This is a genomic window from Flavobacterium frigidimaris (assembly GCF_002217275.1).
Lineage (GTDB): Bacteria > Bacteroidota > Bacteroidia > Flavobacteriales > Flavobacteriaceae > Flavobacterium > Flavobacterium aquidurense.
In genome coordinates, this window is the sequence record NZ_MUGV01000007.1 from 66295 (window position 1) to 78459 (window position 12165).

At 35.8% G+C, this 12165-nt stretch carries 6 protein-coding genes; 3 read left to right on the forward strand and 3 right to left on the reverse strand.

Annotated features, from left to right (window positions below):
- The first annotated feature begins 290 nt into the window (after positions 1-290).
- Both B0A65_RS03255 and B0A65_RS03260 read left to right on the forward strand, forming a co-directional pair.
- Positions 291-3824 carry a malectin domain-containing carbohydrate-binding protein gene (locus tag B0A65_RS03255; RefSeq protein ID WP_074659274.1) on the forward strand — a complete coding sequence of 1178 codons (3534 nt, stop codon included), beginning with the start codon at positions 291-293 and terminating at the stop codon, positions 3822-3824.
- Positions 3825-4143: 319 nt separating this feature from the next.
- Positions 4144-6570 carry a sugar-binding domain-containing protein gene (locus B0A65_RS03260; RefSeq protein ID WP_074659674.1) on the forward strand — a complete coding sequence of 809 codons (2427 nt, stop codon included), beginning with the start codon at positions 4144-4146 and terminating at the stop codon, positions 6568-6570.
- A 308-nt stretch (positions 6571-6878) separates the two neighbouring features.
- Here the strand turns inward: B0A65_RS03260 and B0A65_RS03265 are convergent, their stop codons facing one another.
- Together B0A65_RS03265 and B0A65_RS03270 are read right to left on the reverse strand one after the other, a co-directional pair.
- Positions 6879-7490, reverse strand: coding sequence for a hypothetical protein (locus tag B0A65_RS03265; protein ID WP_074659275.1), 612 nt, complete (start codon positions 7488-7490; stop codon positions 6879-6881).
- 287 nt (positions 7491-7777) lie between these two features.
- Entirely contained in the window at positions 7778-9040 is a 1263-nt protein-coding gene (locus B0A65_RS03270) for an MFS transporter (RefSeq protein ID WP_074659276.1), read from the reverse strand.
- Between the two features lie 224 nt (positions 9041-9264).
- On the opposite strand from B0A65_RS03270, the gene B0A65_RS03275 reads away from it, so the two are divergent.
- Positions 9265-9627, forward strand: coding sequence for a DUF2200 domain-containing protein (locus B0A65_RS03275; protein ID WP_074659277.1), 363 nt, complete (start codon positions 9265-9267; stop codon positions 9625-9627).
- A gap of 114 nt (positions 9628-9741) precedes the next feature.
- Here the strand turns inward: B0A65_RS03275 and B0A65_RS03280 are convergent, their stop codons facing one another.
- Entirely contained in the window at positions 9742-12159 is a 2418-nt protein-coding gene (locus B0A65_RS03280; protein ID WP_074659278.1) for an ABC transporter permease, read from the reverse strand.
- Positions 12160-12165: the final 6 nt, after the last annotated feature.

Sequence of the window (12165 nt, forward strand, 5' to 3'; positions counted from 1 at the left end):
CCGTTCCACTTCGCAAAAGGATACCGCCTCAATCCCTCACGCAACTCGTTGTTAATTTAGACGTGACAGGTTTCAAAACCTGCTACGTCTTAAAAATAAAACACACAATCTTGTCATCCCGAGGAACGAGGGATCTCCGCAAGAAGCGTTACAAAGATTGATCACATATCTCTGCGGAGTTATTTGCGAGGATTTGCTTCGCCAGTCGCTAGCGCTCGAGTCTCCTCCGTCGAAATGACAAAGGCGATAAATTAAATGACCTTATATAACTTATATGGTGTAAAAATAACATGAAGAAAATAGTTTTTTTTATTTGCATTTTTTTAGTTTTCAGCTCAGCCAGGAGCCAGAAGAACAGTGACTCAGCGAAATTGCGTAAAGAAATTTCACTGAATTCATCTTGGGAAACTATTATCATTAGCGATCCTTTAAAACAGGAAGAAACTTTTGTGAGCAATCCTAAAATTGATGCAAATTGGGAAAGAACAGACGTACCGCATAACTGGGATCAATATTACGGTTACCGCAGAATGAAACACGGCAATTTGCACGGAACTGCCTGGTATCACAAAACATTTAGTGTCGATAAAAAAGATAAAGGCAAACGCCTTTTTTTGTATTTTGAAGGAGTTAGTTCCTATGCCACAGTTTGGGTAAACGGAAAAAAAGTAGGCGGGCACAAAGGCGGCCGCACGACTTTTACAATCGATATTACAGATGCCGTTTCTTTTGATAGTCAAAATAATATGATGGTCAAAGCAGAACATCCTTCGTTTATTGCAGATCTTCCGTGGGTTTGTGGTGGATGTTCCGGCGAATGGGGATTTTCAGAAGGTTCTCAGCCAATGGGAATTTTCAGACCCGTTTCTTTAGTGGTTACAAATGAGGTTCGTATCGAACCTTTTGGTGTTCATATCTGGAATGACAAATCGATTTCGAAAGAAAAATCGATTCTTCATACGACAACTGAAATCAAAAATTACGGAAAAGCAAATCGCGATGTAACGATTGAAAATATACTCTTTGATGCTGCCGGAAAGAAGGTTGCTATAAGTAAAAGCGATATCAAAAACATTTCAGGAGAAACAAAAGAAATAGCACAAACACTTCCGGAAATTGTAAACCCGAAATTATGGTCGCCGGCAAGTCCCTATTTATATGAGTTGGTGACTACTATTTATGAAAAAGGAAAAAAAATAGACGAGCTAAAAACGCCATATGGAATCCGTTGGGTGAGTTGGCCAGTGAGTCGTGACGGAAAAGACAATCGTTTTTATATTAACAACGAACCTTTGTTTGTAAACGGAACCTGCGAATACGAACATTTGATCGGAAAAAGTCATTCGTTTTCAGATGAAGAAATTCATGCGAGAATCGAGCAAATAAAAGCGGCCGGATTTAATGCTTTCAGAGAAGCACATCAGCCTCATAATTTAGTATATCAAAAAGAATTAGACGAAAACGGCATCCTGTTTTGGAGTCAGTTTTCGGCACATATTTGGTACGACACGCCAGAATTTAAAGAGAATTTCAAAACCTTATTGCGAGAATGGATTAAGGAACGCAGAAACAGTCCGTCAGTTGTACTTTGGGGATTGCAGAATGAAAGCACGATTCCGAAGGAATTTGCAGAAGAATGCACGAAGATTATCCGTGAAATGGATCCGCTATCCGCTTCTCAAAGAATCGTAACCACTTGTAACGGAGGTGAAGGAACAGACTGGAATGTCGTTCAAAACTGGTCTGGAACTTACGGAGGCGATCCTTCAAAATACCATCTCGAAATGAGTACGCAACTCTTAAACGGAGAATATGGCGCCTGGCGAACAGCAGATTTACACACGGAAGGTGAATTTGATCAAAAAGGAATTTTGAGTGAAAACCGATTTTCGCAATTGATGGAAATCAAAGTCCGTGAAGCCGAATCGGTGAAAGATAAAATTGCGGGACAATTTAACTGGCTTTTTGCTTCGCACGAAAATCCGGGGCGTTCTCAAAACGGAGAAGGTTTCAGAGATATTGATAAAGTTGGACCGATAAATTACAAAGGACTTTTTACCGTTTGGGGTGAACCTTTGGATGCGTATTATATGTACCGCGCCAATTATGTTTCGAACAAAACAAATCCGATGGTTTATATTGTTTCGCATTCGTGGTCAAACCGTTGGGAATCGGCAGGAATAAAAAGCGGAATTGATATTTATTCGAATTGTGATGAAATAGAATTGTTCAACGATGTTAATAAATCATCTTTAGGCAAATTGAAAAATCCGGGGTTAGGACAACACTTTCAGTTTAATAATGTCAATATTCAATACAATGTTTTATATGCGGTCGGTTACGTAAACGGAAAAGCGGTTGCCAAGGATTATGTGGTTTTGAATACACTTCCAAAAGCACCCAATTTAAAAGCATTATATGCAGATCAGGCGGATATTACAAAAGCGAAAAAAGGATACAATTATATTTACCGAGTGAACTGTGGAGGTTCTGAATGCACAGATGTTGATGGAAATACCTGGCTGACCGATACACACAAAAGCGGACAAAATACCTGGGGATCTTTATCGTGGACAGATAAATTTGAAAAACTACCTGTTTTTTATGCCAGTCAAAGAAGTACTTTCGACCCCATTTCGGGAACAAAAGATCAGGCTTTATTTCAAAGTTTCAGATACGGAGCAGATAAATTGAGTTATGAATTTCCTGCGCCTGATGGAGAATATGTAGTCGAATTGTATTTTACAGAGCCGTGGTACGGAACCGGTGGCGGCTTAGATTGCAAAGGCTGGCGTTTGTTTGATGTGGCGATTAATGACAATGTAGTTTTAAAAGATTTTGATATCTGGTCAGAAGTCGGTCACGACAAAGCTTTGAAGAAAACATTCGTAATAAAAAGTATAGGAGGAAAAATTAGAATTTCTTTCCCAAATGCAAAAGCGGGAGAAGCCATTATCTCAGCAATTGCGATTGCTACCAAAGATATTCACGCAAGACCAGCAGACGAATCTCCTAAAAACATTCAAAATTTTGTTTTAAAAACGTTTGATAAAAGTACAAGAGGAATAGGTTCCTGGTTGGATATCAATTCAAAACAATATTTATATTCGGAAATTGTTTTTACACAATTACCTTCTGAAGTTTTTGGAGCAGATTATGTGCAGTTTTCAACCAATTCCAAAAATAAAGGTTCGTTTACAGTCAAAGAAGATTCGGATGTTTATATGCTGATTGATAATAAAGTAAAAACACAATTTGCCTGGTTATCGGATTATAAAAAAATAGAAGAAACGGCTAAAAATAGTATTGGTGTCGAGTTTTCTATCTTTAGAAAAAAAGTAAAAAAGGGAGAACAAGTATTTTTTGATAATTCAGAAGTTGTGAATTCAATTATTGTGGTTCCAAATTACGATATGGGCGAAAAAGATGATTCGCGTCAGACTTTAGTTTTAGAAGCTGAAAATGCCAAAACAACCGGAACTGATATCGTAAAAGGAAATTTCAAAAAAGCCGATTATATTGAGTTCACCAAAAAGACCAATAACAGCATTGAATTTGAAGTAAAACCCGGTGTTGCCGGAATTTATTTAATGCGTTTCAAATTCATGAACAGAAACGAAACGCCATTAAAAGTAAAATTCAAAATGGAAGATGCGTACGGAATTTTGATGCGAAATGATACGATAGAATTTTTTCCATCACCAGAAAAATGGAAAGTTTTAAATACGACTTCGGGAGGATATATCAATGCGGGAACGTATAAAATTACGTTGGAAGGGGATGATTTGAAAGGATTGATGTTGGATTCTTTTGAGTTTCAGTAAGGAGAGAAAAGAGTAAAGAATAAAGAGCAAAGAATAAGGAGAAAAGAATCAAGAGTAAAGAGTTGTAGAGGCGCACAGCAGTGCGTCTGCGTTCCAATTGGACATACTGTGTGTTAGACGCACTGCTGTGCGCCTCTACAAAAATGCTGGTGTGATAGAATTAACAAAACGTAACCACAATCTTGTCATCCCGACGGAGGAGGGATCCCCACAAGAAGCTCGACAAAGATTGGCCGTTTTTCTGTGCGGAGTTACTTGCGGGGATTCCTCGTTCCTCGGAATGACAAACTACACGAAAGTGGATTATAAAAATAAATTTATGAATAAAAACATTCTACAAAAAATAACAATAATACTAGCATTATTACTACTCGCAGCCTGCGCCACAAAAAGTAAAAATGCCAGAATAATCGAAGATTTCAATAAAGACTGGAATTTCAAAATAGGCGATTATCCAACGGCTATTCAATCTGATTTTAATAGTTCAGACTGGAGAGCGCTTCAATTGCCACACGATTGGAGTATTGAAGGCGCTTTTGACAAAGACAGTAAAACAAAACAAGCACAGGGATTTTTGCCTGCAGGAATGGGCTGGTATCGTAAAACATTTACAATTCCGCAGGATTGGAAAAATAAAACGGTTGCTGTAGAATTTGATGGTGTTTTTAAAAATAGCGAAGTGTTTATAAACAGGCATTCTTTAGGAATTCGTCCGAATGGTTATATTTCCTTTTCTTATGAATTATCAAAATATTTGAAATTTGGAGGACAGAATGTCATCGCCGTAAAAGTGGATAATTCGGCTCAACCCAATTCTCGATGGTATACCGGTTCCGGAATTTACAGAAATGTGCGATTGGTGGCCAGCGACAAATTGCACGTGGCAGAATGGGGAACTTTTGTAACGACACCTGAAATTTCAAAAGAAAAAGCTTCGGTTCATTTAGAAGTTGAGGTAAAGAATGCTGCGGAAACGGAAAAGGAATTCAAAATAGTTTCTTCTATTTTAAATCAGAATAATGTTGAAGTAACGCAAACGGAATCAACAGAGAAAATTTCGCCAAATGCCACTTTAAAAAAGACTCAAAATTTCACTTTAAAGAATCCGATCCTTTGGGATACAGAGAATCCGTATTTGTATAAAATTGTCACTAGAATTTATGAGAAATCAACTTTGGTTGATAGTTACGAAACACCACTTGGCGTTCGTTATTTTAATTTTGATGCCGAAAAAGGCTTTTCATTAAATGGAAAACCGATGAAAATTTTGGGTGTTTGCCTGCATCACGATAACGGTGCTTTGGGTGCTGTAGAAAACATTCATGCAGTGAGAAGAAAACTGACTTTACTGAAAGAAATGGGAACCAACGCCATCAGAATGTCGCACAATCCGCATTCTTTAGAGATGATGCAATTGTGTGACGAAATGGGCTTCATTGTTCAGGACGAAGCTTTTGATGTTTGGAAAAAGAAAAAAGTAACCAACGATTACCACAAAGACTGGGATGCATGGCATAAAAAAGATTTAGAAGATTTTATCAAAAGAGATCGTAATCATCCGTCTGTAATGATGTGGAGTATTGGTAACGAAATCAGGGAACAATTTGACAGTACCGGAATTGCCATTACCAGAGAATTGGCACAAATTGTAAAATCATTAGATACAACACGTCCGGTAACTTCTGCTTTGACAGAAAATGTTATCGAGAAAAATTTCATTTATCAATCGGGAGCTTTGGATTTGTTGGGATTCAATTACAAACACGAAGATTACAAAGATTTTCCAACGCGTTTTAAAGGACAAAAAATCATTGCTTCTGAAAGTGTTTCGGCTTTGGAAACTCGTGGCCATTATGATTTTCCTGCGGATGGCGTTAAAGCGTGGCCAACAAAATATGGTGCTGCTTTTGACGGAAATGCAGATTGGACCGTTTCGGCTTTTGATCAGGTAAAATCATATTGGGGTGCAACTCACGAAGAGAATTGGAAAACGATCAAGAAACAGGATTTCATGGCAGGAACTTTTATCTGGACCGGTTTCGATTATATCGGTGAACCAGATCCATATCCGTATCCGGCAAGAAGTTCTTATTTCGGAATTATTGATCTGGCCGGACTTCCAAAAGATGTGTATTATATGTACCAAAGTGAATGGACCACTAAACCAGTTTTGCATATTTTTCCGCATTGGAACTGGAAGGAAGGACAAGAAGTTGATGTTTGGGCGTACTACAATAATGCCGATGAAGTGGAACTATTCTTAAACGGAAAATCTCTCGGAAAAAAAACAAAACAAAATGATGATTTGCATATTTCATGGCATGTAAAATTTGAACCGGGAACACTAAAAGCGATTTCCAGAAAAGACGGAAAAGTAGTTTTAGAGGCAGCAATTAACACCGCGGGAGTAGCTTCCAAAATAGATTTAAAAGTAGATAAACCAACTATTAAAAATGATAATTATGATTTGGTTTATGTAACGGTTTCTATTGTTGATAAAGATGGAAATCTTCTGCCAAATGCAAATGATTTAATCAATTTTGAAGTTTCGGGCGGAGGAAAATTAGTGGGTGTTGATAACGGTTATCAGGCCAATTTGGATTCTTTTAAAGCCAGCTCTTGTAAATTGTTTAATGGAAAATGTATTGCGATTATTCAGTCGAATGGGAAGAAAGAAAATATTCAGTTGAAGGCTACGACACGAAATGGTATTCCGGTTTCTGTTCTGGATGTAAAAGTAAATTAAAATTGTCAACTCATATGTCGCCCCTCTGGGGCTTTGATCCTAATCTTTATTATTTTCTATAAACATTAAACTCCTCTGGAGTTTTCAAAATATACAATAAAAAGATTTTCAGCTCTGGAAGAGCGAAATATTTATAGAAGAGAATTGAGCAATTTATTAAAAGCTCCAGAGGAGCGAAATGTTTAAATCTCAAAATAAAATATCAAAAACTCCATCAGCCGCGGCTGATGGAGTTTTTCAATTCTATAGGTGGAACCAAGTCCTTTTTTAATTGGGATTTATGTAACTTGGATACCTTATTTTTATGGTTAACTTATCCAAGTTTCCCGTTTTTCAATTATTTTCCATTTTCCATTTAGCTTTTTCAGATATATAGCTTTACCACTTCCACAAAGACCAGTGCAATAATAATCTAACTTGACATAAGCATTCTTTCTGTCAAGAGAAAAAACAGGAATTGTCATTTCGTAAAATCTAAACATTTTAGTGTTTTTTCTTCTCTTTAATGCTTTTTCAACTGTGGTCGTTTTCAACTTATGAATAAGACTGTTTTCAATTTTTAGTTTTTCAGGATTTGAATTTTGTTGTAGTAAACCTAAAGAATCTTGAGTTGAAAATTTTTCGCCTATTATTTTATCGCTTAATAATGAAGTGATGTAAATACCTCGCGGAGGAGCTGGAGGAGTTAATCCATCATGCCTTTTTTCGGGAATATATATGTTTAGTCTTCTAAGTTGGCTACAAAACATTATAGAATCCGGACTCTTAGAAAATACATTCAAACTATCCTGAATTATTATTGCTTCAACAATTTCATTGATATTCTTAATTTCTTCAGAAGCAATATTGGTTTCTTCTTTTTTGTTTTGACAATTAGAAAAAGCAAAAATGATAACGATATAAAGAATTATTTTTTTCATCTACTTTACTGAGATTATGTTTGGATTAAGGTAAAAGTAAATTAAAATTGTCAAATCATATGTCGCCCCTCTGGGGCTTTGATCCTTATTTTTATTATTTTCTATAAACATTACACTCCTCTGGAGTTTTCAAAATATACAATAGAAGATTTTTAGCTCTGGAAGAGCGAAATATTTATAGAAAAGAATTAACCAATTTATTAAAAGCTCTATAGGAGCGAAATGTTTAAATCTCAAAATAAAATATCAAAACTCCATTAGCAATAATAGAGTTTTTTGTTTATATCTCACAACTCATTCCCCTCAGTCATATCTATCGTTTTTGGATGCAGGCTAACCAGTTGTAAAATAATAGCAGAAACAACTACAAATAATAGCAGTACAAAAACGTGTCTCATTCCGCCATTATCAGCGGCTTTTCCTAAAAATTCGGTGATAACAGCCCCGGCCGAAATACCTACAAAATTCATAATTCCATATCCGGTAGCCCTGTAACGAGGCGCAACAAACTGACAAAGAATAGGCATATTGTTGGTGTCGTATATTCCAAATCCAAGTCCAAAAAGGATAGCGCCAAAAATAATAGCTTCGATGTCGCAGCAGTAGCCAAATAAAAACAATGCCGGAATGGTAAGAGACAATCCAATAGCGCTGGTGTAAATTCTTCCTTTAAGATGTTTCATCACCCATTTATCTGAAATGGCACCACCAATTAAAACGCCAAAAAAGGAAGACATCGAAATGGTTACTGTTGCAATTGGTCCCGCCAGAGACATGTCTAAATGTAAAGTTTCAGTAAATAAGGTGGGTAACCAGTTTTTGGCCGCCCAACCCGGTAAACTTGGTGCAGAGAAATAAAAGAGTAAAACCCAAAAGGAGATATTACCGAATAATATTCCCAATCCTTTGAACATTTGCCTGAATTCATAGGTAACAGATGACTTTTTTGTAGGGTCAAAAAAGTAAGTTTTCTTTTCCTGTAGAAAAAATAGCAGTATTATACTGTAAAGCACACCTAACAAACCTACGGAGTGAAAACTGAAATGCCAGGAAAAATGTTTGGAAATAGTGGCTCCAAAACCACCCAGCGCCTGTCCTAAATAAATTCCGGTCGTATGAATAGCAATGGCAAAAGAGCGTGTTTTTTCCTGATGGTAATCTGCAATTAAGGATAATGCAGCCGGAATATAAAAAGCTTCGCTAAAACCCATAATGCCGCGCAAAACATAAACCTGATCGAAAGTTGTGGCATAACCCATCGCCATAGTAACACCGGACCAAATAAAAAGACTTGCTATGATTATTCTTTTTCGGTTAAATCGATCGGCAATAATTCCGGAAACAGGGCTCATCAGCGCATATATCCAAAGAAAAATAGCCATTAAGAGACCGAAATTTTCAGCTTTAGCCAATTCAGGAATGTCCGCCATCATCGCTGCTTTCATAGTAGAAAGCATTTGTCTGTCTAAATAATTCAATAAAGCTACAAACCACAACAAGCCAACAACAATCCATGGATAGGATTTTTTTTCATTCAATTTTGCAATCATTTTCTTTTCTCAAAATAAGGGCCGAATATACGAATTCAAACGCAACGGGAATAATTGTTTTTTCTATCTACTTGTTTGTAATGTGTGCTATATAAAGTACAGTTAAGAATAGTAACATCTTTACTTTGTTAACAACACAAAAAGAAATATTCTTAGAATAAATATTTATATGGAAACTACTATATTCGTATTGTAATCAGATTAATTTGTAATCCAAAGAGCCCATGACACCTAACGACAAACAAAATGAACGCGTAGCCCAAATGACATTTGCTTCGGTTTATCCGCATTATGTAGCTAAAGTGGAGAGAAAAGGCAGAACAATTGCTGAATTGCATCAGGTAATTGAATGGCTGACGGGATATGACGAAAAGAAATTACAAAAACTGATTGATGAAAAAATAACCTTTAAAGACTTTTTTGAAAAAGCCAATCTCAATCCGAATGCCTCGCTCATTACGGGCGTAATTTGCGGATACCGCATTGAAGAAATCGAGAATCCGTTGATGCGTCAGGTGCGTTACTTAGATAAGTTGGTAGATGAACTGGCAAAAGGCAAAAAAATGGAAAAGATTTTACGGGTTTAACAGGTTTTTCATAAAAGCAGAACACTTGCTCCCTCCATAAAAAAAACTCCATCAGCCGCGGCTGATGGAGTTTTCTGTTTTTAATGAATTAAGATTATAAATAGTAAGATGATTTTATTCATATTTCAAATACTTTAAGATGTCTGTTTTCGTAGCGGAATAAGCTCTTGAAAGGACTATTAATAAAGTAAGAATTAATAAAATGACGAATCCGAAAAGGAATGGAAAAATGCTAATATCTATTCTAAAAGCAAAATTTTCCAGCCATTTGTTCAATAAATAATAAACCGGAAACAATGCGATTATGAAACCAATGACGCAATACAAAATATATTGTTTGGATAATTCTTTCAATAAAACATTCGTGTCGGCGCCAAGTGTTTTTCTGATGGCGATTTCTTTCATTCGTCTTTGTATCGAATACGATGCTAAGGCGAATAAACCAAAAAGCGCAATTAGAATTACTACAATGTTTAACAGTGAAAACAAGTTTTTTTGCTTTACATACGATTCATAGGTTCTCGCATATTCTTTATCTACGAAATCATATTGAAACGGATATTCGGTATCAACTTTCGACCATAATTTTTCGATATTGGCAATCGTATTTTCCAGATCATCCGGCTTTAGTTTTGCATAAACTTTGTTAATGTTCTGTGTCATACCAAACATTTTGATATTGTAAAAAGCAATTGGCGGCACTTTTAATTCAGGACTTAATAAATTGAAATCCTGAACGATACCGATTATTTTTAATTTCTGTTCCCGAATTAAAAGTTCCTTGCCAATGGGATCTTTAAGATTCATTAATTTTAATGCGCTTTCGTTTATGATCACTGAGTTTATAGTGTCTGAGGCTAGTTTGCTATCAAAATTTCTTCCCTTAATTATTTTGATGTTCAACATTTCAAACATACCGAAATCTAAAGCAATAGTGCGTTCTTTAAAAAGTTCATTATTGTATAAAACCGCCGATATAGAATTGTCTGAACCATCAAACGCAATAAGGCCCGTAGAGATTTGTTGGACGCCTTTAATTTTGCTGAGCTGCTGTTTTATGGTGTTGTATCTGTTGTAAATATTTTGGGCTGCATTTTCTCCCTGGTAGTCAACCGATGGAAAATTTAAACAAACCGAAATTACCTGATCGCCCTTAAAACCCATATCTTTATTCTGTAAATATTTAATTTGCTGGTATACGATATTTGAGCCAATAATAAAAAAGGCAGCAATTGCAAACTGAAAAATAAGCATTCCGTTACGCAGCCAGATACCGTTTTTGCTTCTTCCGAAATTTCCTTTCAAAACTTTAAAAGTTTCGAAATTAGATATATAAATGGCCGGAAATAATCCTGCTGCCAAAATTGTAATGATAAAAATCAATAACAATTGTATGTAAAACTGACTGGCAAGAAGTACAAGATTTTTGTTTAAAAAGTTGTTGTAGTACGGCAAAGTCAGTTCTACAATTACCAAGGCCAGTAAAATAGAAAAACTCGTGGTTAAAACCGTTTCAAAAAGAAACTGACTAACAATATCGCCTTTTGATGCACCAGAAATTTTACGTACTCCAACTTCTTTCGCCCGCTTTACAGCATTAGCAGTTGCGAGATTGATGTAATTAACAATCGACAAAACGAGAATCAAAACAGATAAACCCATCATGATCATTAAAAACTGATAATTTCCTCGTGCTTCCGGATAACCATCTGCTATCGAATGTAATCTGGCTTTTGATAAAGGTTCAAGAATAACCGTAAAATAACCTACTTTTTTAGCCATATCTTCGGGTGTAAAGCCGGCTTCTTTGGCAAGTCTCGTAATAAAATCGTGGTTGTAAATTCTTTCGAGTTTCTTTCTTGTAAGATCAACTTTTGACGGGTCTTTTACTTTTAATAATAGCTTTAAAATAAACGGATTTGTCATTCCGGAAGTTGTCAGTTCCTTCATTTTATTGATAATCATATTTGGCGCAATCGAAGAATTTCCGGGAATATGATATACGGCACGGACAGAAAAAAGTTGGTCAAAACATTTTATTTGTTTTCCAATGGGATTTTCATTTCCAAAAATCCTTTTAGCCGTACTATCTGAAATTGCAATGCTCGAATCATCTTTTATAGCAGAAATAGCATCTCCCTGAATAATCTTGAAAGGAAAAAAAGAAAAGAAATTTTGTTCGACATTGATAATTTTATCTACAAATTCCTTTTTTCCTTTGTAAATAATTTTATCCTTTTGATACCAGGAATCAGCATATAGTATAGATTTGACATTTGGATCTTGGTCTAAAGCCGGTTTCAGGAATAAGGCGCAATCTGACCAGGCGGGCATATCGGTTACCTGAACCAAAACCTGATAAACATTGTCTTTTTCAGGATTCCAATCGTTGTAACTTTGTTCGTCGTTCCAATAAAGTAATGCGAATATTAATCCTGCGATTCCTATTGATAATCCCAGAATATTAAGGAATGAAAATAGTTTATTGTGCTTTAACTGGTAAATAAATATGTTGATATAGTTGAGTATCATAGTTTT